The 20,878-nt window shown below is 71.9% G+C and carries 22 protein-coding genes; 9 read left to right on the top strand and 13 right to left on the bottom strand.

Annotation, left to right across the window (positions count from 1 at the left end; translation table 11 throughout):
* Positions 1-4 precede the first annotated feature (4 nt).
* Positions 5-1,195, bottom strand: a complete 1,191-nt coding sequence (locus tag ACSQ11_RS06895; RefSeq protein ID WP_436004316.1) for an MFS transporter — start codon at positions 1,193-1,195, stop codon at positions 5-7.
* A 73-nt stretch (positions 1,196-1,268) separates the two neighbouring features.
* Here ACSQ11_RS06895 and ACSQ11_RS06890 point away from each other — a divergent pair, with 73 nt between their 5' ends.
* Positions 1,269-2,240, top strand: coding sequence for an NADPH:quinone oxidoreductase family protein (locus ACSQ11_RS06890; RefSeq protein WP_436004314.1), 972 nt, complete (start codon positions 1,269-1,271; stop codon positions 2,238-2,240).
* Between the two features lie 13 nt (positions 2,241-2,253).
* On the opposite strand, the gene ACSQ11_RS06885 is transcribed toward ACSQ11_RS06890, so the two are convergent.
* A complete protein-coding gene (locus ACSQ11_RS06885; protein WP_436004312.1) occupies positions 2,254-3,432 on the bottom strand; it encodes a DUF4185 domain-containing protein in 1,179 nt (392 codons plus the stop codon).
* The gene (locus ACSQ11_RS06880; protein WP_436004310.1) at positions 3,429-5,393 is read right to left on the bottom strand and encodes a YhgE/Pip family protein; all 1,965 of its coding nucleotides are present in this window, start codon (positions 5,391-5,393) and stop codon (positions 3,429-3,431) included. The genes ACSQ11_RS06885 and ACSQ11_RS06880 overlap by 4 nt, the downstream gene beginning before the upstream one ends.
* A gap of 82 nt (positions 5,394-5,475) precedes the next feature.
* Between ACSQ11_RS06880 and ACSQ11_RS06875 the strand changes: the two genes are divergently transcribed.
* The gene (locus tag ACSQ11_RS06875) at positions 5,476-6,054 is read left to right on the top strand and encodes a TetR/AcrR family transcriptional regulator (protein WP_436004308.1); all 579 of its coding nucleotides are present in this window, start codon (positions 5,476-5,478) and stop codon (positions 6,052-6,054) included.
* Here the strand turns inward: ACSQ11_RS06875 and ACSQ11_RS06870 are convergent.
* Positions 6,029-7,057, bottom strand: a complete 1,029-nt coding sequence (locus tag ACSQ11_RS06870; protein ID WP_436004306.1) for a Y-family DNA polymerase — start codon at positions 7,055-7,057, stop codon at positions 6,029-6,031. The two genes, ACSQ11_RS06875 and ACSQ11_RS06870, sit on opposite strands and share 26 nt — an antisense overlap.
* Positions 7,058-7,113: 56 nt before the next feature.
* Between ACSQ11_RS06870 and ACSQ11_RS06865 the strand changes: the two genes are divergently transcribed.
* Complete coding sequence (locus tag ACSQ11_RS06865; RefSeq protein WP_436004304.1) at positions 7,114-9,186, top strand: NAD(+) synthase; 2,073 nt, start codon at positions 7,114-7,116, stop codon at positions 9,184-9,186.
* Between the two features lie 70 nt (positions 9,187-9,256).
* On the opposite strand, the gene ACSQ11_RS06860 is transcribed toward ACSQ11_RS06865, so the two are convergent.
* Together ACSQ11_RS06860 and ACSQ11_RS06855 are read right to left on the bottom strand one after the other, a co-directional pair.
* Positions 9,257-10,090 carry an ABC transporter permease gene (locus tag ACSQ11_RS06860; protein WP_436004302.1) on the bottom strand — a complete coding sequence of 278 codons (834 nt, stop codon included), beginning with the start codon at positions 10,088-10,090 and terminating at the stop codon, positions 9,257-9,259.
* Complete coding sequence (locus tag ACSQ11_RS06855; RefSeq protein WP_436004300.1) at positions 10,087-10,986, bottom strand: ABC transporter ATP-binding protein; 900 nt, start codon at positions 10,984-10,986, stop codon at positions 10,087-10,089. Before ACSQ11_RS06855 ends, ACSQ11_RS06860 begins: the two co-directional genes overlap by 4 nt.
* A gap of 181 nt (positions 10,987-11,167) precedes the next feature.
* Here ACSQ11_RS06855 and ACSQ11_RS06850 point away from each other — a divergent pair, with 181 nt between their 5' ends.
* The 4 genes from ACSQ11_RS06850 (at position 11,168) to ACSQ11_RS06835 (ending at position 14,728) form a co-directional block, all read left to right on the top strand.
* On the top strand, positions 11,168-12,388 hold the full coding sequence (locus tag ACSQ11_RS06850; RefSeq protein ID WP_436004298.1) for an endonuclease: 1,221 nt from the start codon (positions 11,168-11,170) through the stop codon (positions 12,386-12,388).
* Between the two features lie 120 nt (positions 12,389-12,508).
* On the top strand, positions 12,509-12,820 hold the full coding sequence (locus tag ACSQ11_RS06845) for a hypothetical protein (protein ID WP_436004296.1): 312 nt from the start codon (positions 12,509-12,511) through the stop codon (positions 12,818-12,820).
* Positions 12,801-13,898, top strand: coding sequence for a hypothetical protein (locus ACSQ11_RS06840; RefSeq protein WP_436004294.1), 1,098 nt, complete (start codon positions 12,801-12,803; stop codon positions 13,896-13,898). Before ACSQ11_RS06845 ends, ACSQ11_RS06840 begins: the two co-directional genes overlap by 20 nt.
* The gene (locus ACSQ11_RS06835; RefSeq protein ID WP_436004292.1) at positions 13,895-14,728 is read left to right on the top strand and encodes a hypothetical protein; all 834 of its coding nucleotides are present in this window, start codon (positions 13,895-13,897) and stop codon (positions 14,726-14,728) included. The genes ACSQ11_RS06840 and ACSQ11_RS06835 overlap by 4 nt, the downstream gene beginning before the upstream one ends.
* Here ACSQ11_RS06835 and ACSQ11_RS06830 read toward each other — a convergent pair.
* Both ACSQ11_RS06830 and ACSQ11_RS06825 read right to left on the bottom strand, forming a co-directional pair.
* Positions 14,701-15,819 (bottom strand): hypothetical protein, encoded by a 1,119-nt coding sequence (locus ACSQ11_RS06830; RefSeq protein WP_436004290.1) that lies wholly within the window; start codon positions 15,817-15,819, stop codon positions 14,701-14,703. The genes ACSQ11_RS06835 and ACSQ11_RS06830 overlap by 28 nt on opposite strands.
* A gap of 9 nt (positions 15,820-15,828) precedes the next feature.
* The gene (locus ACSQ11_RS06825; protein ID WP_436004288.1) at positions 15,829-16,305 is read right to left on the bottom strand and encodes an N-acetyltransferase family protein; all 477 of its coding nucleotides are present in this window, start codon (positions 16,303-16,305) and stop codon (positions 15,829-15,831) included.
* Between the two features lie 36 nt (positions 16,306-16,341).
* Between ACSQ11_RS06825 and ACSQ11_RS06820 the strand changes: the two genes are divergently transcribed.
* Positions 16,342-16,692 (top strand): DUF952 domain-containing protein, encoded by a 351-nt coding sequence (locus ACSQ11_RS06820; protein WP_436004286.1) that lies wholly within the window; start codon positions 16,342-16,344, stop codon positions 16,690-16,692.
* Here the strand turns inward: ACSQ11_RS06820 and ACSQ11_RS06815 are convergent.
* The 3 genes from ACSQ11_RS06815 to ACSQ11_RS06805 all read right to left on the bottom strand — a co-directional run bounded on the left by ACSQ11_RS06815 (position 16,658) and on the right by ACSQ11_RS06805 (position 18,937).
* On the bottom strand, positions 16,658-17,632 hold the full coding sequence (locus ACSQ11_RS06815) for a permease prefix domain 1-containing protein (RefSeq protein WP_436004284.1): 975 nt from the start codon (positions 17,630-17,632) through the stop codon (positions 16,658-16,660). The genes ACSQ11_RS06820 and ACSQ11_RS06815 overlap by 35 nt on opposite strands.
* Positions 17,632-17,967 (bottom strand): PadR family transcriptional regulator, encoded by a 336-nt coding sequence (locus ACSQ11_RS06810; protein ID WP_436004282.1) that lies wholly within the window; start codon positions 17,965-17,967, stop codon positions 17,632-17,634. The genes ACSQ11_RS06815 and ACSQ11_RS06810 overlap by 1 nt, the downstream gene beginning before the upstream one ends.
* A gap of 61 nt (positions 17,968-18,028) precedes the next feature.
* Complete coding sequence (locus ACSQ11_RS06805; protein ID WP_436004280.1) at positions 18,029-18,937, bottom strand: LysR family transcriptional regulator; 909 nt, start codon at positions 18,935-18,937, stop codon at positions 18,029-18,031.
* An 82-nt stretch (positions 18,938-19,019) separates the two neighbouring features.
* On the opposite strand from ACSQ11_RS06805, the gene ACSQ11_RS06800 reads away from it, so the two are divergent.
* Complete coding sequence (locus ACSQ11_RS06800; RefSeq protein WP_436004278.1) at positions 19,020-19,193, top strand: hypothetical protein; 174 nt, start codon at positions 19,020-19,022, stop codon at positions 19,191-19,193.
* 74 nt (positions 19,194-19,267) lie between these two features.
* On the opposite strand, the gene ACSQ11_RS06795 is transcribed toward ACSQ11_RS06800, so the two are convergent.
* Together ACSQ11_RS06795 and trxA are read right to left on the bottom strand one after the other, a co-directional pair.
* Positions 19,268-20,227: an SGNH/GDSL hydrolase family protein gene (locus ACSQ11_RS06795; RefSeq protein WP_436004276.1), complete on the bottom strand. Its 960-nt coding sequence runs from the start codon at positions 20,225-20,227 to the stop codon at positions 19,268-19,270.
* 78 nt (positions 20,228-20,305) lie between these two features.
* The gene (gene trxA / locus ACSQ11_RS06790) at positions 20,306-20,686 is read right to left on the bottom strand and encodes a thioredoxin (RefSeq protein ID WP_436004274.1); all 381 of its coding nucleotides are present in this window, start codon (positions 20,684-20,686) and stop codon (positions 20,306-20,308) included.
* Positions 20,687-20,878 lie beyond the last annotated feature (192 nt).

Here is a 20,878-nt window from a genome sequence, read left to right as displayed (position 1 = left end):
TCGGTCAGGCAGCGCGCACCGGCGTGGGCCGGGTGTCGGCGCGGTGCTTGAGCAGGCTGAGCCCGAGCACGCCCGCGCCGAGGACGGACAGGCCGGCACCGACCCAGCTCGGCGCGGTGTAGCCGTAGCCGTTCGCGATGACGACGCCACCGAGCCAGGCGCCGAGCGCGTTGGCGGTGTTGAGGGCGGCGTGGTTGCTCGCGGCGGCGAGCGTCTGCGCCTGCCCCGCGACCTGCATGAGCCGGAGCTGGAGGTTGACGACGAGGATGCCGGCGAGCACGGACGACAGGAAGTAGAAGAAGATCGCCGGCGCCCACCACTGCGCGGTGAGGGCGAACGCGACGAGGTTGACGCCCATGCCGACGCACCCGATGGTGATCGACCGGAGCACCGACCACTCGCCGAGCCGCCCGGCGAGCGGGGTGCCGACGAGCCCGCCGATGCCGGAGGCGAGCAGGAAGATCGGGACCGCGCTCGCGTCGAGCCCGGTCACGTCGGTGACGGTCGGAGCGATGTAGCTCGCCATGGCGAACATGCCACCGAAGCCGATCGCGCCGACGGCGAGCGTGAGCGCGACCTGCGTCGTGGCGAAGCCGCGCAGCTCGCGCTTGATGGTGCTCTCGATGTTGCGCTCGATGTGCGGCACGTAGGCGAGGAGCAGCCCGATGGTGAGCACCCCGAGCACGGCGACGAGCCAGTACGCCGAGCGCCAGCCGTAGTGCTGCCCGAGCCACGTGGCGCCGGGCACCCCCGCGACGTTGGCGATCGGGATGCCGAGCATGACCCGGCTGACCGCGCGCCCGTGCTGCCCGCGAGCCGCCATGTCGACGGCGACGAGCGCGGCCACACCGAAGAACGCACCGTGCGGCATACCCGCGACGAAGCGCGCCACGAGCAGCCACGAGTAGTCGGGCGCGAGCGCCGTGCCCACGTTGCCGACGACGAATGCGACCGTGAGCCCGACGAGCAGCGCCTTGCGCGGCCACGTGGCGCCGAGGATCGCGAGGAGCGGGGCACCCACGACGACGCCCGCGGCATACGCCGAGATGCTGTGCCCGGCGGTGGGGATCGACACCGACACACCGTCCGCGATCTCGGGCAGCAGGCCCATCGTCACGAACTCGGTCGTCCCGATGGCGAAGCCGCCGACGACGAGGGCGATCGTGGCAAGAAGGGCATGACGAGGCTCGGGCACACAAGGACAAGCGACGAGACGGCCCGGACATTCCCTCGCGGGCCGGCGAACCAGCCCTCCTAGGATCGGGGGCATGCGTGCAGCCCTCGTGACCCGACTCGACGGACCCGACGCCATCGAGGTGGCCGACGTCCCCGATCCCGAGCCGACCGCCGGGCAGGTGCTCATCGAGGTGGCCGCGGCCGGGGTCTCGTTCCCCGACGTCCTGCTGACGCGCGGCGAGTACCAGATCAAGCCGCCCACCCCGTTCGTTCCGGGTGCCGAGGTGGCGGGGTTCGTCCGGGTCGCCCCCGCCGGGAGCGGGCTCGAGGAGGGTGACCGGGTCGCGGCGTTCCCGTTCCTCGGCGGGTTCGCGGAGCAGGTCGTCTGCGACCCCGCCATGGTCTTCCCGCTGCCCGACGGCGTGACGTTCGACCAGGGCGCATCGCTGCCGATGAACTACCTCACCTGCCACTTCGCCCTGCGCACCCGGGGCCGGCTCGCCGAGGGCGAGAAGGTCCTCGTGCACGGGGCCGCCGGCGGGATCGGCACCGCCGCGACCCAGCTCGCCAAGGCCTGGGGTGCCACCGTGTATGCCGTCGTGTCCGACGACGCGAAGGCCGACGTCGCGCGGTCGGCCGGGGCCGACGAGGTGGTGCTGGCCGACGGGTTCAAGGACGCGGTCGCCGACCTCACGTCCGGGCACGGCGTCGACGTCGTCGTCGACCCGGTGGGTGGCGACCGCTTCACCGACTCGCTGCGCTCACTCGCACCGCTCGGTCGGATGCTCGTCATCGGCTTCACCGCCGGCGCCATCCCCGAGGTCAAGGTCAACCGACTGCTGCTCAACAACGTCGACGTCGTCGGCGTCGGGTGGGGCGCCTACTGGACCGGGGCCGGCGGTCCGGACTTCGTGCGCCGCCAGTGGGACGACCTCGTGCCGCTGCTCGAGTCGGGACAGCTCGACCCGGTCATCGGGACGGTGCGCTCGCTCGACGAGGTGGCCGTGGCGCTGCGCGACATCGACGAGCGCCGTGCGACCGGCAAGATCCTGCTGACTCCCTGAGGTGCGCGTCCTCTCAGGGGCGCGGGATCTCGGCGAACACCGGCCGGCCGATCGTCGGGTCCTGCCGCAGCCGGGCGAGGTCGGTCGTGTTGCGCGAGATCGAGACGAGCAGCCTGCCGCTCGCCAGCGAGATCTCGGGGTGCGCCAGCGGCGCGTAGGAGAACTCGTCCTCGCCCGTGAGGAAGGGTGCCTCGATGGCCGTGCTGACCTTCCACGGGCCGACCGGTGAGGACGACGTCCACGTGGCGACGGTCGAGCCGAGGTCGCCGTCCTTCTTCGAGACCGCGACGAACGACCCGTCGATCCGGTCGACCGACAGCGTCTGCGACACACCCCCGGCGGCCGGGATGACCGGCACCGCCTTCGCGGGGTCGGGCTGCCAGCGCGCACCGTCCCAGAACTCCCACGTCCGGCGGTCCTCGGGGTCGGCGAGCGAGCCGCGGCCCACCCGCAGGGACCGGCCGAACGCGACACCGCGGGGCAGCTCCGTGCCGTAGACGTAGATGTGGCCGTCGGACACCATCGACGCCGACCCCCAGTTGACCTGGTGCGCGTTCTCGTCGTCGGCCGTGAGCGGAAGGACGGCGTCGAGCTGCGGAGCCTCGCCGTCCCTGACCCGGAAGGTCACGGCGTCCGACCCGAGATAGCTGAAGCCCCACACGTCGTCACCGCTCCCGCGGCGGATGCGGCCGGCGAAGACGACGATGATGTCCTCGTCGCCCTCGCGCACGACACTCACCGACATCGGCCAGCGGACGACCCCCGGCTCGACGTCGGGGATGATCGGCCCGCGCGCGGTCGCCATGAGCTGGCTGACGCAGAGCCCCGATGACACGAGCATCGAGTTCGCGACCATCCCCGGGCCGATGCCGGTGCGCCGCAACGTGTCGCCGAAGATCCAGACGAGCCGCCCGTCGGTGAGCCGCGCGCTCGCGCCGATGTCACCCGCCTGCCAGTAGGGCAGGTCCGCCTGCGCGACGACGGAGTTGAGCTGCGCGACGGTCGGCTCGATCCGCTGCTCCGCCGGAGCGTCCGGGCAGTCGACCGACATCTCGTATGCCGCCTGCTCCCCTCCGGTGTCACCCTCACCGTGTCCGTCGTCCCCACCCGGCATGAGGGAGCACCCGCCGAGGAGGAGAGTCGTCACGAGGACGGCGGCGAGGGCACGCACCCCGGCACGAGTCACGGTCATGCCGGCTGCGCCCGGAGCCGGAGGTGGACGCGGCGTGCAGCGGCCGTCGAGAGCAGCATCGCCCCGGCTCCCCAGGCCAGGAGCACGCCGACGTCGAGGCCGAGGTGGGCGGCGGGCCCGCCATAGGCCAGGGCGCGAAGTCCGCTGACGGCATACGACATCGGCAGGACGTGGTGCAGCCACTGGAGCGGACCGGGCAGCGTCTCCCACGGGAACGTGCCCCCCGCGCTGACGAGCTGGAGCACCATGAGGATGAGTGCGAGGAACTGGCCGGTGTCCCCGAGCCGGGCCATGAGGGCGTGGATGATCGCCATGAAGACCATCGACACGAGGACCATGAAGCCCAGCATCCACCAGGGGTGGGCGAGGTCGATGCCGACGGCGAACCTGACGACGAGCCACGTGAGCAGCGCCTGACCGACACCGATGACGGCCGGGGCGAGCCAGCCGCCGAACGCGACGGGGATGACGGCCCACCGCGTCGTGAGGGCCTCCTCGAGCAGCGGCCGTGCGCGAGTGAAGAGCGTGAAGCCGCCGATCCACAGGGACAGCGAGAGGAAGAAGGGCGCGAGTCCGGCGCCGTAGGACCCGGCCTTGGCGAGCGCGGAGGCGACGACACCGACGGGGGCGCCGAGCGTCTGCGCGACGGCCTTGCGCTGCTCCGGCGTCGGGTTGGGCACCTGCTTCGCGCCGTCGGCGAGCGAGCTGCTCAGGGTGGCGGCGCCGGCGTCGAGCTGGACGAGCCCACTGTTGAGGGCGCTCGCCCCCTTGGCAAGGTCGTTCGCCCCGGTGAGGGCCTTCTGCTGACCGGCGTTGAGGTCGGAGGCGCCGGACGCGAGCTGGGCACTGCCCGCGGCTGCGGAGTCGATCGCGCTCTCGAGGTCCTCCGACGACGACGCGAGGGTCGCGGCACCGTCGGCGACCTGTTCGGCTCCGGTGGACAGACGGGTGAGGTCCTTCGAGGTCGACTGGAGCGTGGCATTGGCGTCCGCGACGGGGGTGCGCAGCTTCGCGGTCTCGGCGAGGACGGCGTCGATCTGGTCCTGGGTCAGTCCGGCCTTCTCGAGACGTGCGGGAAGGGTCCTGTCGAAGGCGTCGAGCTCGCCGACGACCTTCGTGCCCGCGGCGGCGGCCTTCTGCCCGGCAGCGGCCACCTTGGCGTTGCCGTCCGCGACCTGGCGGGCACCGTCGGCCAGCTTGGCGGTCTGCCCGGGGAGGGCGTCGGTGCGCGAGTCGAGGGTCGCGAGACCGTTGCTCAGCTTCGTCGCACCGCTGCTGAGCGTGGCCGTCCCGTCGGCGAGCTTCGCCTGCCCGGCGGCGAGCTGGGTGGCGCCCTCGCTGAGCCGGGTGGCTCCGGCGTGGGCGTCGTGCGCGCCCTTGGCCAGCTCGCCCGCACCCTTCGCGGCGTCGCCGAGCTGGGCGTGGATCGTGCTGAGCCCGCCGAGGACCTCGCTCGCGGCCGTGCGGCTGACCTGGCTCGCGACGGACTCCTGCACCTTGCCGACGACGCGATCCGCGATGGTGCTCGCGAGGTAGTTCGTCGCGTCGTTGGTGTCGATGCGCAGGTTCGCCCGGCGCGGGGTGAAGTCGGCACTCGAGGCGAGATCGGCCGAGAACGTCCTGGGGATGGTGAGGACGAAGGCGTAGGTCCCCTCCTCGAGCCCGTGGGCCGCGTCGGCGGCACCGACCTCGTGCCAGTCGAGGTCATGCGCGTCGAGGAGGGTGTCGGCGACCTCGTCCCCGACCTGGAGGCGTTCCCCGCTGGCGAGCGTCGTACCCGCGTCCTCGACGACGACCGCTGCCGGCAGGCCCTCGAGGTTCGCGTAGGGGTCCTTGTTCGCATAGAGGTACAGGCCGGCGTAGAGGGACGGCACGACGATCATCGCGACGAGGGCGACCTTGGCGAAGGTGGTGTCGGTCAGTCGCCGGAGCTCGGTCAGGGCGACGCGAAGTGCGGTCATGTGCTCTCCCGGTGCAAGGTCGGACGTGTCCATGCTGGCGTGGTACTCGTGCGTACCACTTTCGGTACGCTACCGTACCACCATGACCGCACCGGCTGCCACTCGTCTCCTCGACGCCCTCGGCGAGGCCATCGTCGAGCAGGGCCTGGCCCGCACGACCGTGGCCGACGTCGCCCGGATCGCGGGCACGAGCAAGCGCACGTTCTATGAGCACTTCTCCACCAAGGACGAGGCGTTCCTCGCGCTCTACGCCGCCCGGGCCGAGCAGCTCGTCGCCGCGATCGCCGACGTCGTCACCGACCCGGCGGCCCCGATCGAGGAGCAGATCCGGGTCGGCGTCGCGGCCTACCTCGGCTTCCTCGCCGACAACCCCGAGCTCGCCCGCGCCCACATCCTCGAGTCGCACGGGCTCGGCGACCTCGGGCTGCGGGCCCGCCGCTCACTCATGGACGGACACGCTGCCTACCTGCGCCAGCTCGTCGACGACGCCCGCGAGCACCACCCCGAGCTGCGCGCGCTCAGCGTCCCCGAGTCGGTCGCGGTGGTCGCCGGACTCACCGAGCTCACCCTGCGCGCCGTCATGGACGAGGAGCCGCTCGACGGCGCCGGCCACCTCGAGTCCGCGGTCGGGTTCATCACGGCCTTCGTGTCGGGAGGGTGAAGGACACCCCCACCATCGCCACTCCCCTGCCGTCCTCCTCGTATGCCGTCCGCCCCAGCGCCGCGAGCGCCGCACCGACGAGGGTCGGCACGTCCCGGCTGGGCTCGTCGAGCGACCCGGGCTGGATGACGGCGTGCTGGTCGTCGTAGCGGAGGTGGACGTCGAGACGCGTCGGCTCCCTCGGGTCGTCACCCAGCCGCTCCAGGGCGCGCACGACGTTGTCCCGCAGGGCCTCCTCGACGACCGACCGCTGCCGGGTGGCACGGCCCAGGGACCGCGTCGACGAGATCGACTTGCGGGGACCGGGCAGCCTGATCGTGGCGTCGTCGAGGCCGTCGCGGATGGCGACGAGGTTTTTGGCCATCGCCCTGGCGACCCAGCGCTCGACGAGCCCGTCGACGCTCCAGCCGGCGAGGTCGGCGACGTGGACGATGTCGGCGTCGTGCAGCCTGGCGCTCGTCGCCGGCCCGACGCCCCAGAGGTCGGAGACCGGCAGCCGCGGACGCACGCGGGCCTCGGTCTCGGCGTCGACGACGACGAGCCCGTCGGGCTTGGCCCGGCGCGACGCGAGCTTGGCGAAGAGCTTGGCCCGGGCCACACCCGCTGACACCGGGAGCCCGAGCTCGCGGCGCGCCCGCTCGCGCAGCCCCGCCGCGATCCGCCCGGCCTCCTCGACCGACCCGCCGTCGAGGGCCGACACGTCGAGGAAGGCCTCCTCCATCGACCCGGGCTCGACGAGCGGGGTGACGTCGCGGAAGAGCGCCATGAGCTCGGCGCTCACGGCCTCGTAGACCTCACCCCGGAAGTCCGCGACCACGATCTGGGGCCAGCGACGCAGGGCCTGGCGCAACGGCATACCGGCATGGGCGCCGAGCGCTCGGGCCTCGTAGCTCGCGCAGGCGACCACCTGCGGACCCACGACCATCGGTCGCCCGCGCAGGTGCGGGAAGTCGCGCTGCTCGACCGAGGCGAAGAACGCGTCGGCGTCGGCATGGATGAGCACGTCGTCCACGCTGCCACCGACCCCCGACACCGTGGCCCACCTGACAGACTCGGCGCATGGACTTCCGCAACGCCTACGCGCACGGGTTCGCCCGGGTCGCCGCCTGCACCCTCCCCGTCGTCATGGCCGACCCGGCCCGCAACGCCGAGGCCACGATCGAGCAGGTCCGCAGGCTCCACGACGACGGTGTCGCGGTCGCCCTCTTCCCCGAGCTGGGCTTGAGTGGCTACGCGATCGACGACCTCCACCTGCAGGACGTCCTCCTCGACGAGGTCGACCGCGCGATCGTCACCCTCGCCGAGGCCACCGCCACGCTCACCCCGATCGTCGTCGTCGGCGCACCGCTGCTCGTCGGCAACCGGCTGCTCAACTGTGCCGTCGTCATCCAGGGCGGCGAGGTCATCGGGGTCGCGCCGAAGTCGTACCTCCCCAACTACCGCGAGTTCTACGAGAAGCGCTGGTTCGCCGCCGGCGACGACGCCGTCGACACGCTCGTCAACCGCCCGCACTGGCCCGGCGCCGACGAGGACGGCGACATCGCCTACGGCACCGACCTCCTCTTCGAGGCGACCGACGTCCCCGGGCTCACCGTCCACGTCGAGATCTGCGAGGACATGTGGGTGCCGGTGCCGCCGAGCCACCGAGCCGCGCTCGCCGGAGCCACCGTGCTCCTCAACCTCAGCGCCTCCCCCATCACCGTCGGCCGCGCCGACGACCGCCACCTCCTCGCCCGGTCCGCGAGCGCGCGGTGCAACGCGGCCTACCTGTATGCCGCCGCGAGCGAGGGGGAGTCCTCGACCGACCTGTCGTGGGACGGCATGACGATGGTCTACGAGATGGGCGACCTGCTCGGCGAGAGCGAGCGCTTCCCCAGCGGCCCGCTGGCCACGATCGTGGACGTCGACCTCGACCGGCTGCGGCAGGAGCGGCTCCGTCAGGGCAGCTTCGACGACAACCGCCGGGTCGAGGGCATCGGCGAGCCCGGCGGAGAGTCCTTCCGGGTCATCGCGTTCGAGCTCGATCCGCCGAGCGGCGACATCGGGCTGCGCCGCAAGGTCGACCGCTTCCCGTTCGTCCCCGACGACGAGGCCCGGCTCGCACAGGACTGCTACGAGGCCTACAACATCCAGGTCTCCGGGCTCGAGCAGCGGCTTCGGGCCATCGGCCAGCCCAAGATCGTCATCGGCGTCTCCGGCGGCCTCGACTCGACCCACGCCCTCATCGTCGCGGCCAAGGCGATGGACCGGCTCGGCCGCCCGCGCACCGACATCATCGGCTTCACGATGCCCGGGTTCGCGACGAGCGAGGGCACGAAGTCCAACGCCATCCACCTCATGGAGTCGCTCGGCATCACCTTCGAGACGCTCGACATCCGGCCCGCCGCGACGCAGATGCTCAAGGACCTCGGCCACCCGGCCGGCGAGGGCGAGGAGGTCTACGACGTCACCTTCGAGAACGTCCAGGCCGGGCTGCGCACCGACTACCTCTTCCGTGCTGCCAACCAGCGCGGTGGCATCGTCCTCGGCACCGGCGACCTGTCCGAGCTCGCGCTCGGCTGGTGCACCTACGGCGTCGGCGACCAGATGAGCCACTACGGCGTCAACACCGGCGTGCCCAAGACGCTCATGCAGCACCTCATCCGGTGGGTCGTCTCGTCCGGCCAGTTCGAGGGAGAGGTCAACGGGACCCTCACCGAGATCCTCGACCAGGAGATCAGCCCTGAGCTCGTCCCCACCAAGGAGGGCGAGAAGATCCAGTCCACCGAGGACTCGGTCGGGCCCTACGCGCTGCAGGACTTCACGCTCTACCACGTGCTCCGTCGCGGCTACCGGCCCAGCAAGATCGCCTTCCTCGCCCAGCACGCGTGGTCCGACGCGGCGACCGGCGACTGGCCCGCGGGCTACCCCGAGGGTGAGCGGCCGGCATACGACCTCGCGACGATCCGGCACTGGCTGGAGGTCTTCGTCAGGCGCTACTTCAGCAACCAGTTCAAACGCAGCGCGCTGCCCAACGGACCCAAGGTCGTCGCCGGCGGGACGATGTCGCCTCGCGGCGACTGGCGTATGCCGTCCGACGTCTCGTCGGCCGCGTGGCTCGCCGAGATCGAGCGCAACGTCCCGACTGCCTGACCCGGACATCCACATGGAGGATCGCCGGGACCCGGGCCCCGGCGATCCTCCACTCGGAGTGCGGTGGTTGCTACTTGACCTCGGAGCGACGGATGAGAAGCAGCCCGACCGCGAGGGGGATGACCAGCCAGAAGAGTCCGGTGACTCCCAGCTGGGACCACTGCTGGCCCGTCAGGTCGCCCTCGAACAGGGCGCCCTGGGTGAAGTTGAAGTCCATCCACGGCTGCAGGTCCCGCCACCACGTCTGGCTCGCGGCCAGGACCATGGACAGCGGCGCCAGGGCGAAGTTGTAGACGAAGTAGGCCACGATGGCGCCCGGCGAGTTGCGGATGAGGACGCCGAGCATGAAGCCGATGAGCATGTTGAGCACGGTGGCGAGCGTGATCGTGAGCGCCTGGGTGACCGAGATGTCCCACACGGGGTCGATGCCGGCGATCGCGGCGCCGACGAGGTTGCCCAGCGCGCCGACGGCCAGGGCGAAGACCATGGCGACGACACCGACCGCGGCCGCGACGACGAGCTTGGCCGTGATGACCCGGCCACGGTGCGGGACGAGCGTGAAGGTCGTGAGACCGCTCCGCTGGCTCCACTCGCTGGTCACGGAGAGGGCGGCGACGATCGGGAGGATGATCACCATCGGGAAGCCGACGGCGGCACCGAAGTTGTCGTAGGTCTGGTCCGCCTCGGGACCGAAGAGGATCACCGCGGTCGTTGCGAGCACCGCGAGGATCCCGATGCTGGCCATGAGCCACGTCCCGGACCGGGTGTCGAACATCTTGCGCAGCTCGACCTTGAGCAGTCGGCTGGTGGGGATCGCGGCGGGCACCGGACGACGCCGTGCGGCGACCGGGTTCGTGGTCTGGGACCCGGCCGGGGCCAGGGTCGGGGCGGTCGTGGCGGTCATGCTGCTACTCCTTCTCGCTGGGTGTCGGCGGTGAGCTCGAGGAACATCTCCTCGAGGCCCGCGCCGTCCGCGGACTTGAGCTCGGTGAGGGCGCACCCGGCGGCCCGGGCGATCCGGCCGACGAGCGCGGGGTCGGCCACGGTGCGCAGGGCACCGTCGGGCGACGACGTGAACTCCACGCCCTCACGGGTGAGGGCGTCGGCGAGCTCGGTGCGGTCCGGCGTGCGCACGACGGTGCCGGCGGCCGCGAGGAGCTCGTCCTTGGTGCCCTGGGCGACGATGCGGCCGTTGCCGATGACGACGATGTCGTCGGCGACGACCTCGATCTCGTGCAGCAGGTGCGAGGACAGCAGGACGGTGCCTCCCTCGTCGGCGTAGCCCCGCAGGAGGTCGCGCATCCACCGGATGCCGGCCGGGTCGAGACCGTTGGCCGGCTCGTCGAGGATGAGCACGTGCGGGTCCCCGATGAGGGCGGTGGCGATGCCGAGCCGTTGGCGCATGCCGAGCGAGTAGTGGCGCACGCGGCGGCCGGCCTCGGTCGGCGTGAGGCTCACCCGCTCGAGCATCTCGTCGACGCGGGACGCGGGCAGACCCATCGTCATCGCGGCGACGGTGAGGATCTCGCGGCCGGTGCGTCCGGCGTGCTGAGCCGAGGCGTCGAGCAGGACGCCGACCTCGAGACCCGGGTTGGGCAGGTCGACGAAGCGCCGGCCCTCGATGGTGGCCGACCCGCTGGTGGGCGGGGTGAGCCCGACCATCACGCGCATCGTCGTGGACTTCCCGGCCCCGTTGGGACCCAGGAAGCCGGTGACCCGACCGGGGCGGGCGGTGAAGGAGACGTCGTCGACGGCGACGTGGTCGCCGTACTTCCTGGTGAGTGAGTCGATGGTGATCATGACGGCAACCCTCGCGCCGGGGTGCCCCCGCGCACATCGGGGACGGGACCCGACCCACCCCTTGACCGACCCCGAGCGGACTCGGGGTCCCACCCCGAGCGGGGCGCCTTTGCCGAACCCTTGCCGAACCCGGACACGGGCTTTGCCCCACCCTCCGTATGCCGGCGAGAGGCTGTGCGTCATGCCCACGACCGCGCCCCTCACCGTCCGGCCCGCCACCCGGGTCCGCTCCACCACGCTCGCCGCGCTGCTCCTCGCAGCCCTCGTCGCCGTCATCGCGCTCGGCGCCGCCACGGCCCGGACCGCGTCGGCTGCGGCGCCGCTCACCGTCAGCCAGGCCATCGCCACGCAGAACGGCACGTCCCAGACCGTGCGCGGCTACGTCGTCGGCGAGCCGGTCGCGACGACCACGGTCAACCGCAGCGGCTTCACCGGCGACCTCGCCATCGCGATCGCCGACTCGGCGAGCCAGACCGACACGACGAAGATGCTCTACGTCCAGCTGACGACTCAGTGGCGCAGTGCGTGGGGGCTCCGGACGAACCCGTCCCTCATGGGGAAGCTCATCGACGTCACGGGGCCGCTCACGGCCTACTTCTCGCACGCCGGGCTCAAGTCGCCGACGGCCATCTCATCGGTGGGCACGACGCCGACCCCGACACCCACCGGGACGACGACCCCCACTCCCACACCGACGCCCACGTCGACGGGCGGCACCGACACCTACTATGCCGGCGCCCTCGGCAAGTCCGGCACCGCCCTGCGCAGCGCCCTGCACGGCATCATCAGCAAACAGACGGTGCTCACCTACGACCAGGTCTGGGACGCCCTCAAGGACACCGACCAGGACCCCAACAACTCGAGCAACGTCATCGAGATCTACTCGGGCCGCTCGATCGCCAAGTCCAACAACGGTGGTGGCGTCGACCAGTGGAACCGCGAGCACGTCTGGGCCAAGAGCCACGGTGACTTCGGCACCGCCAACGGGCCGGGCACCGACGTGCACCACCTGCGCCCCGAGGACGTCACGGTGAACTCGGACCGCGGCAACCTCGACTTCGACAACGGCGGGTCGGCGGTCAACCAGTGCTCGGACTGCTGGCGCGACGCCGACTCCTTCGAGCCGCGCGACGCGGTCAAGGGAGACGTCGCACGGATGATCCTCTACATGGCCGTGCGCTACGAGGGTGGCGACGGCTGGCCCAACCTCGAACCGAACGAGTCGGTGGCCAACGGCAGCGCTCCCTACATCGGCAAGCTCTCGGTCCTCAAGTCCTGGAGCGCGGGTGACCCGCCGGATGCCTTCGAGAAGCGCCGCAACGACCGCATCCACGCGCAGTGGCAGGGCAACCGCAACCCGTTCATCGACCACCCGGAATGGGTCGCCTCCATCTGGCCCTGAGCAATCCCGGCAAACCGGCATCGGTGGTGGCGCCGCGGTCCTAGAGTCGCTGTCACCGCACCGACGACGTGCCGAGCCCGACACGCACCGGCCTGGTGCGCGCACCATCGGAGGTGTGGCATGGGCGAGAAGGGCAACGCGCTCGATGGCGGAATGGCCACCGTGGCCTCGATGGCGACCGGCCTGGCGGCCGAGCCGTCGGTGATCGAACGGGTGACCACGACCACGTCCGAGACGCTCCTCGGTGTCGGCAAGGACGCCCTCGGATCGGTCAAGGACAAGGCCCTCGACAAGGGAGCCGACGCGACGATCGACGAGGCACGTCGCCGCCTCCGACGACGCGAGGATCCGGCGGCCGGCGCGCAGGCGCCGCTCTCGGCGGACGCAACGCCAGCGGACGAGGACGGCGGGGATGTCGGGCCGAGGGCCTGAGCCCCGCGCGCTCTCCGGTCGTCGCACCCGTCTGCTCGCAGCCGGGGCGCTCGCGCCGCTGCTCGCCACGGCCCTCGCCGGCTGTAGCGGGAGCACCCCCGCTGCCGGTTCCGACCCGCCCAGTGCCTCGCCGAGCACGCGTACCGCGGATGCCCGACCCGAGGGCAGGTGGACGCTCGTCGCGTGGACCGTGAAGCGCTCGGACCTCACCGTCGAGCAACGGATGGCGCGCACGATCCTCGGGGTCCTCACCCCGGGGTGCGCCAGCGGACCGTGTGACCTCACCATGGCGCCGGGAGGCAACAACGGCACCTTCCGTGAGGCCGAGGCGCCGGTCGCCGAGGGCTCGACACCGGCCACCGCACCCATCGACCTCGCCTGGGACGGGAAGGCGTATTCCGGCCAGTCCCCCGAGCGCAAGAGCTCGTGCCTCACCAAGGAGGGCACGAGCGTGCCCGACGGCTACGTCCAGGTCAGCCGCTTCTCGCTCACCTTCGTCCCCCCGTCGGGCGCGACGCCCGCGCGGCTCCACGGGACGATCGTGCACACCGCCAAGGGCACGCCCGCCAGTCGGGCCAAAGGATGCACCGACTTCGTCGAGACGGAAGCCGTCGGCGGGGTCCCGACGGGATCGCTCCCCGTCACGACTCCCCTGTCGGGGAGCTACGACGCGTCCATGACGACGACCGCGGCCAAGCCCAAGAGCGTCGCGAGCATCGGGAGCGTGCTGTGGCTCGGCACCATGAGCACGTCCGGCACCGGCAGCAACCAGACGATCACCGGCCTGACGAAGCAGCCCGGGCCGATCACGTCCTCGCCGGCGGGGTGGGCCTCGACCCCGCCGGTCAGCCCCAACGACTGCCGGGCCGTCTCGGGGTCGACGGTGCCCAAGGGCGCGGACGCCCAGGAGACCTTCGAGGCGCTGCACGCGGTCGCGCTGACCGGTGACGCGAAGCCCATCTTCGCCGGGACGTGGAAGGACCGGCTCAACCCCAACGCCGCCGGCCTCAAGGGCACGTGCAGCCTCACGGCATACGAGGGACGCCTGCTCCTCGTGCCGGAGGGCGCCGGGCCGTGAACGACGTCTACGGCGACGTCCCGGACTGGCGACGGCTGGTGCCCCGCGAACGGGACGTCGTCACCGGACGGCTCACCGGCCAGCGCGACGACAAGCGGCACGACGACCAGGACCAGCACGACGCCGACACCCACGGGTCGTCACAGCACGCACCCACGATGTCGGGCCGGTCGTTCGCGTCGCTGTCCACCTCGGCCTCGGTCCCCGCGGTCATCGCCACCGCGGTGGCGGTCCTCGCCATCGTCGTGGCCGGCGGCGTGCTCGGGGCACGCGCCCTCGGCGGCGCCGGCGATGCGGCGCCGGCGTCCGCGGGAACGGCAGGGGTGCTGACCCCTGGAGCCACGGGCGGCCCCGAGACGGGCGCGACGGGCGGCGCGGGAGACGTCACCGGTTCCCCCGGTGCCGCCTCAGCCACGGACGCTCCCGCCGCAGTCGCATCGGCGATCACGCTGGAGTACTCCGGAGGGAAACTCACCGTCGACCGGTGCACCGACCTGTCGGGCAAGGGGGAGTGCGACAAGTTCCCGAACGACTACGACCCCCTAACCGTGCGTTGCACGGTCGACGGCTGCACGGTCTACTACGTCAGGGAGGGTCCGCTCACGGGACCGCTCACCATGTCCGGGAAGACGAACGGCGCGACGGAGGGGTGCCAGGAGACCTCTTGGGACATCAGCATCACCCCCGTGGGGGAAGCCGTCACCGAGGGCATCAGGCACCCTGCCCGGATCGTCGGCGTGGCCCATACGAGCCGTGTCGCCGAGCAGCTCCCCACCGTGAACTGCCTCGGAGCCGAGCAGACCTACGTCTTCGACGCCACGCCGTCCTGAGGCCGGGGCAGCGGGGTGTCCCCACCGACCACCGCGTCGACGAGCGCGAGCTCGGGCGCCGACAGCCGGCCGGCCAACGCCGCCCGGGCCAGCTCCCACGTCTGCTCGAGGTGCAGGCCCGCGGAGACGCTCGTGGAGGTGTGGAGGCGTCGCAGCGGCGCCTCCCGCCCGAGCGTGTAGAGGTCGCACCCGACGGCTCGCCGGTCGACGTACCAGCCGTAGCGCTCCCGCGCCGGCTCGAGCACGACCTCCACCTGCAGGCGTCGGGCTCGGGCCCACGCCGGGCCGCGCGAGGCCAGCACCGCCCCGGCGGCGAACGTCAGCGCCACCTCGAGGTCCGTACCGGCGCAGAACTCGCCACCGAGCTCGAGCCGACCGGGACGGGGGCGGACCAGCAGCCCGGGCGAGGTCGGCCGGTCGAGCAGGAGCATGAGTGAGGGGGCGAACACCGACGCGAAGCGCCGCGCATGAGCACGCGCACCCCGCCTCGGCGCCGTCACGTTGAGGTGGGTGCTGTAGCCGGCAAGGGCCATCTCGGGCTCGAGGCGGGAGCGCAGGGCGGTCGCGAGCACGTCGAGCCCGACGTCGGTGAGCGCCCGCACCATCGCCGGGCTCCCCGGCCCGAGCACCACCGCCGGTGTGGCGATCTCGGCCTCGCGCCCGTCGGCCGTGACCACGCCGCCCCAGGGGCAGCGCTGGGCCCGCGGGTCGGTCGGGTCTGCCCGCACCCCGAGGTCGAGGTCCGCCAGCAGATCCCGGACGTCGACCACCTCCTCCTCGCGGCTCACGACGAACTCGTGCTCGACCCCCAGCCGGATGCCGCGACGGGGACGTGGCGCCCGCACGAGCCGGCGGCGCGGCGGACGCCGCAGGGCGCGCACGAGGTCCTCGTCGAGCTCACCGCGGTCGAGCGCCGCGACGAACGACGGCACCTCCTCACCGGGCTTGGCCACGAAGACCGGGCGACCACCCGACGCCGGCTCGACCCTGAAGACGACGAGGTCCCACGAGCACATGGCGGTCGTGACCACGAAGGTGGAGCGATGCCGCGGACGCAGGTCCACGGCATACGCAGCAGGGTCGGTCGTCATCGAGACCCGTCAGCCGCCGAGCGCGGCGAGCGCGTCGCCGTCCATCCGGAAGACGGTCCACTCGTCCTGCGGCACCGCCGACAGGCCCCTGTAGAAGCCGATCGAGGGCTCGTTCCAGTCGAGGACCCACCACTCGAGCCGGCGGTAGCCGCGCTCGACGCAGGTGCGCGCGAGGGTGGCGAGCAGCTCCCTCCCGACGCCGCTGCCGCGGTGCTCGGGCTGGACGAAGAGGTCCTCGAGCCAGATGCCGTTGACCCCGGTCCACGTCGAGAAGGTGAGGTACCAGATCGCCATGCCCACGACCTCGCCGTCGACCTCGGCGACGTGAGCGAACGTCGTCGCAGAGCCGTCCGACGGGAACAGCGCGGCGCCGAAGTGCTCCTCGGTCGCCTCGACGGCATCCGGCTCCCTCTCGTAGACCGCGAGGTCGCGGACCAGCCGCAGGATCGCCGGGACGTCGTCGGGGGTGGCCTCGCGGATCGTCATGTCGGCGAGCGTAGGCCGCGGCGTAGGTTGACAGCCATGACACACCCCATCCACCACGTCACGACGGCCGACACGTGGGAGCGCGCCGTGGCCGACGGGGCGTTCACCGAGTCGACGCTGGACCGGTCTCTCGAGCAGGAGGGCTTCATCCACTGCTGCGACCCGGACCAGCTCGACTTCGTCCTGACGACCTTCTATGCCGGTGTGCCGCACGACCTGCTCCTGCTGACGATCGACCCCGAGCTGCTCGAGTCGCGGCTCGTGCGCGAGGTCGGCAACCCCGAGACGGGTGAGCAGTTCCCCCACGTCTACGGGCCGATCAACCCCTCAGCCGTGGTGGACACCCGCGTGCTCACTGCCCCGCACGGGACGCCCGTCGTGCCTTGAGGACGGACTCGACCGCGTCCCACGCGGCGATGGCGACGATGACCGCGCCGACGGCTGCTGACGAGACCGACCAGTCGGTCGACCAGCCGAACTTCTCGCCGAGGACCTGGGGCAGGTCGGTGATGAACTCGTCGCGGGCGAGGAGCCAGAGCACGAGGATCGCCGCGCCGGCGTTGGTGACGACGTTGAGGGCCGCGAACGACGGGGTCCAGCGGCCGACCCGCCACACGAGCAGGGCGACGGCAGCGTCGACGAGGAACCAGCCGACGAGGAGGACCTTCCACACGGCGTGCATGTCGGGGTCGAGCACCTGGATGCCGTTGTCGCCGACCCCACCGAGCTGCCAGGTGACGAGCGCCGCGAGGGCGAGCGCGAACCCGACCTCGAAGATCGTCTCCCCGATCTTCACCGTCCGCCACGGCACGTCGGCGGTGAGCTGGTCGGGCGTCCACACGCTGAGCGGCCGCTCGCGCTCCCCCTCCGGGCGCGTCCACTCGATGACGGCGAAGGTCAGCGTCACCCAGAACGCGAGGTGCACCGCGGTCGTGAGGACGAGCAGGAACGCGTCGAGCAGGATCGGCCCCCAGCCCTCGTCGGTCGTCGCGGCCTTCGCGGCGAAGTTCGCGACGAGGACGAGCGGCAGCACGATCGCGGGCAGGACCCGCATGAGCCGCACGTAGTCGGGATAGACGCCGGGACCGATGAGGTATGCCGGTCGCCCGCCGTACTGCCGCGCGAGGACATCGGGGTCGCCCAGCTCCGCGACGGCCTCCTTCTCGGCCGTGACCGGGTCGGCGCCGGCCTCGACCCTGGCGTCGACGGCGTCGGCGATCGTGGCACGCAGCTCTCGGGCGACGTCGGGCCCGACGTCGGCCGGGAGGTGGCGGGTGACCGTCCAGACGTAGCGGTCGGTGAGCGTGGTCGCGGTCCTCGTCGTCATCACTGCTTCCCTCCGTCGAGCGCGGCGATCGCGGAGTCGAGCGAGCGCCATTCGGTCCTGAGCTGGTCGAGCACTGCGGCGCCGTCGGGGCTCACGCTGTAGAACTTGCGCGGCCGTGCCTCGTCGGTGTTCCACTGCGACGTGAGCAGGCCCTGCTTCTCCAGACGACGCAGGAGCGGGTAGAGCGTGTTGCCGTCGACGGCGAACCCGGCGTCGGCGAGCGTCTCGAGCAGGGCGTAGCCGTAGCGGGGCCGGGCCAGGGTGGCAAGGCAGGCGAGCACGACGGTGCCCCTGCGCAGCTCCTGCAGGTGACCGGTCACCAAGTCCTGGTCCATGCCGCACACGATAGTGTGCGACACACACCATCGTCAAGCGCACACCATCGCGCCGTGACGGTCAGACGCCGGGTCGGCCGCGGCGGGCGGGGTGCGTGTTGAGGTCGAGGAGCATCTCGAGCAGCCGCTCCGCCGCGGGGTTCGGGCGCCCCGTCTGGCGCACCAGCGCCGAGATCTCACGCACCGGCGTGGGGTCCGTGATGCGGAGCCGCACGACCTCGGCCGGCAGGGCCCGGGCCGCCAGGCGCGGCATGACCGAGATGCCCACCCCGGCGGCGACGAACTGGATCGCGGAGTACTGCTCCTGGGCCTGCACCGTGAAGCGGGGTGTGAAGCCGGCGGCGGCGCAGGCCTGCACGAGGATGCGGTGCCCCGGGTTGCCGACGAGGTCGTTGGACACCCAGGTCTCGCCGCGCAGGTCGGCCAGCGGCACCGACCGCTGCGACGCGAGCTCATGGTCTCGCGGGACCACGGCCACGTAGGGGTCGCTCGCGAGGGCCTCGCGACGGTAGCCCGGCCGCTCCGGCGTCTCGGGCAGCAGGGTGACGATGTCGATGTCGGGGGTGACGCTACGGTTCGTCACCTCGGTGAGGACGAGGTCGACGGTGAGGTCCGGCATCTCTGCGGTGAGGCGCTTGACGAGCGCCGGCATCCACGCGGAGCCGGCCGACGAGAAGTAGCCCACCGTGAGGCGTCCGCTGCGCCCCTCCCTGAGGTCGGCGACGACCGAGTCGAGGCGGTCCCACTGGCTCATCGCCTCCTCGCTCTGGGCGGCGAGCCCGAGCCCGGCCGGGGTGGGTGAGATGCCCCGGCCCTGGCGCTGGAACAACGTGAGGCCGGTCTCTCGTGCCAGAGCGCTGAGGTGCTGGCTCACGGCACTCGACGTGAGCCCGAGGTTGTCGGCTGCGGCCTGCACCGAGCCACTGCTGACGACGGCGCGGAAGACCCTGAGACGGTGCGGATCGAGCATGCGAAAACTCTACAGCGTTGCTTAACAACCCCTAAGTAAAGTCACGTTGTGCTAAGCAGTTGAAACGAGGACCATTGGACCCATGATCCCCCGCACCCAGACCTTCACCACCGCCCACCGCATCGCCGAGCGCCTGCGCAACTTCCGTCGCCCCGGCACCTCCGGCTGGTCCACGACCGTCGACATGGACTACACCCGCGCCAGCCACGAGCTCATGGTCGCCTCGCAGTTCCAGCAGCACAACCGCTCGATCTGAGAACGACCGCACCACCTGCGCCCCTCACGGGCGCACCCCGACAGCGCTGGACCGTGTCACGGTTCGGCGCTGACTCATCTCCCGAGGCGCTCCCGCACCAGCCGGTCGAGCGCCTGGAGCTCGACCCGCGCGGCCTCCGCGTCCTCACCCAGGGCGGTGGCCTGGGCCCGGCGGGCGAGGTCGGCCACGTGGTCGGCGTCGAGCCCGTGCCGCCGGGCCCCGTCGAGGCTCTCGGGTGAGAGCAGGTCGGGCAGGCTGAACGTCGAGGCCTCCCCACGCCCGGCCGGACCCTGCTCGATGCGCACCTCGCGCGGCGGGCCGGCCGACTCGCCACCCCCGAACGCCGCGGCCACGAGCCGCGCGTAGGCCTCGTGCCCCTGGCCGTTGGGGTGGAACGACGCCTCGAGCGGGAACGCGACCCCGTTGACCCACTCCGGGTCGTCACAGACCGCGTGCCCGGCGAACGTCGCCCGGGGGTCGACGACGACCGCCCCGACCGCGCGCCCCGCCGCCTCGACGACCTCGGCGAGCTCACCCACACCGGCCTCGATCCGGCGCATCTCGTGGGGACTGAAGAAGGTCAGGGCGTTGCAGTCCTCACCGTTGAACAGGACGGGGTATGCCGTGAGCACCAGTCGTGCGTTCGGCGCACCTCCCGCGACCTGCCCGAGGAGCCCGGCCAGCCGCGCGGGCAGCTCGGTGCGCAGCAGCTCGAGCGCCCGGTCGATGACGGGGTCGGAGTCGACCATCCACGACGGCTTGGCGCACTCGACGAGGACGGGGACGAACCCGATGTCGTTGCCACCCACGGTGAGCGACACGTGGGTCGTCGCCGAGTCCAGCACCGCGAGCTGGTCGCGCTCGACGTTGCGGACGGTCGCGCCGAGGCACGCCTGGTAGGCGAGGTCGACGCCGAGGGCGCGGGCGACGAGCACGGGGTAGCCCTCGACGGCGCGCCAGCAGTCGTTGAGCCTGGCACCGCCACCCACGCCGGCGGCATACGAGTCTCCGAGGGCGACGTACGGAAGGGCCATCGGGCCATCCAAGCAGCGGGAACGGACAGATCCCCGCCGGAGCACGGGCTCGGGCGGGGATCCGTGGGGGTCGTGCGGTCAGGCCTTGGCGGCGTCGTCCTGCTGGGCGGCGGCGAGCTGCTTCTTGACGTCGTCCATGTCGAGGCCCTTGATCTGCTCGATGATGCCCTCGAGCGCCGGGGCCGGGAGTGCGCCGGGCTGCGAGAAGACGAGGATCGAGTCACGGAAGGCCATGAGCGTCGGGATGGACGTGATCTGGGCGGCGGCGGCGAGCTGCTGCTCGGCCTCGGTGTCGATCTTGCCGAAGGTGACGTCGGGGTGCTTCTCGGACGCCTCCTCGAAGACGGGGGCGAAGCGCTTGCACGGACCGCACCAGTCGGCCCAGAAGTCGACGAGCACGATGCCGTTGCCCGTCACGGTCTTCTCGAAGGTCTCGGCGGTCAGCTCGACGGTTGCCATGCAGGGGTCTCCTCGGAGTCGGGGTGTCAGGGGTGTCTGATCGGATGTCGTCGAGGGGGTCAACACCGGAAGGCACGCGGATCATCCACGGGGGGCACACGGCATACGCCACGTCCGGGCCGGGACACGCCACGGGCGCGCGTCGGTACAGGGAGTTCACGACGCGCGCCCGGCTGATCCGAGCGTAGCGAA

Source organism: Knoellia sp. LjRoot47, assembly GCF_964253435.1.
GTDB lineage: Bacteria > Actinomycetota > Actinomycetes > Actinomycetales > Dermatophilaceae > Knoellia.
The sequence above is the reverse complement of the archived record's forward strand: the minus strand, read 5'-3'. Positions and strand labels throughout refer to the sequence as shown.

Coding starts and splice junctions, on each gene's coding strand:
- ACSQ11_RS06890 (WP_436004314.1), top strand. CDS start 1,269: ATGCGTGCAGCCCTCGTGACCCGACTCGACGGACCCGACGCCATCGAG.
- ACSQ11_RS06885 (WP_436004312.1), bottom strand. CDS start 3,432: ATGACCGTGACTCGTGCCGGGGTGCGTGCCCTCGCCGCCGTCCTCGTG.
- ACSQ11_RS06880 (WP_436004310.1), bottom strand. CDS start 5,393: ATGACCGCACTTCGCGTCGCCCTGACCGAGCTCCGGCGACTGACCGAC.
- ACSQ11_RS06875 (WP_436004308.1), top strand. CDS start 5,476: ATGACCGCACCGGCTGCCACTCGTCTCCTCGACGCCCTCGGCGAGGCC.
- ACSQ11_RS06865 (WP_436004304.1), top strand. CDS start 7,114: ATGGACTTCCGCAACGCCTACGCGCACGGGTTCGCCCGGGTCGCCGCC.
- ACSQ11_RS06860 (WP_436004302.1), bottom strand. CDS start 10,090: ATGACCGCCACGACCGCCCCGACCCTGGCCCCGGCCGGGTCCCAGACC.
- ACSQ11_RS06855 (WP_436004300.1), bottom strand. CDS start 10,986: ATGATCACCATCGACTCACTCACCAGGAAGTACGGCGACCACGTCGCC.
- ACSQ11_RS06850 (WP_436004298.1), top strand. CDS start 11,168: ATGCCCACGACCGCGCCCCTCACCGTCCGGCCCGCCACCCGGGTCCGC.
- ACSQ11_RS06845 (WP_436004296.1), top strand. CDS start 12,509: ATGGGCGAGAAGGGCAACGCGCTCGATGGCGGAATGGCCACCGTGGCC.
- ACSQ11_RS06840 (WP_436004294.1), top strand. CDS start 12,801: ATGTCGGGCCGAGGGCCTGAGCCCCGCGCGCTCTCCGGTCGTCGCACC.
- ACSQ11_RS06830 (WP_436004290.1), bottom strand. CDS start 15,819: ATGACGACCGACCCTGCTGCGTATGCCGTGGACCTGCGTCCGCGGCAT.
- ACSQ11_RS06825 (WP_436004288.1), bottom strand. CDS start 16,305: ATGACGATCCGCGAGGCCACCCCCGACGACGTCCCGGCGATCCTGCGG.
- ACSQ11_RS06820 (WP_436004286.1), top strand. CDS start 16,342: ATGACACACCCCATCCACCACGTCACGACGGCCGACACGTGGGAGCGC.
- ACSQ11_RS06815 (WP_436004284.1), bottom strand. CDS start 17,632: ATGACGACGAGGACCGCGACCACGCTCACCGACCGCTACGTCTGGACG.
- ACSQ11_RS06810 (WP_436004282.1), bottom strand. CDS start 17,967: ATGGACCAGGACTTGGTGACCGGTCACCTGCAGGAGCTGCGCAGGGGC.
- ACSQ11_RS06805 (WP_436004280.1), bottom strand. CDS start 18,937: ATGCTCGATCCGCACCGTCTCAGGGTCTTCCGCGCCGTCGTCAGCAGT.
- ACSQ11_RS06800 (WP_436004278.1), top strand. CDS start 19,020: ATGATCCCCCGCACCCAGACCTTCACCACCGCCCACCGCATCGCCGAG.
- ACSQ11_RS06795 (WP_436004276.1), bottom strand. CDS start 20,227: ATGGCCCTTCCGTACGTCGCCCTCGGAGACTCGTATGCCGCCGGCGTG.
- trxA (WP_436004274.1), bottom strand. CDS start 20,686: ATGGCAACCGTCGAGCTGACCGCCGAGACCTTCGAGAAGACCGTGACG.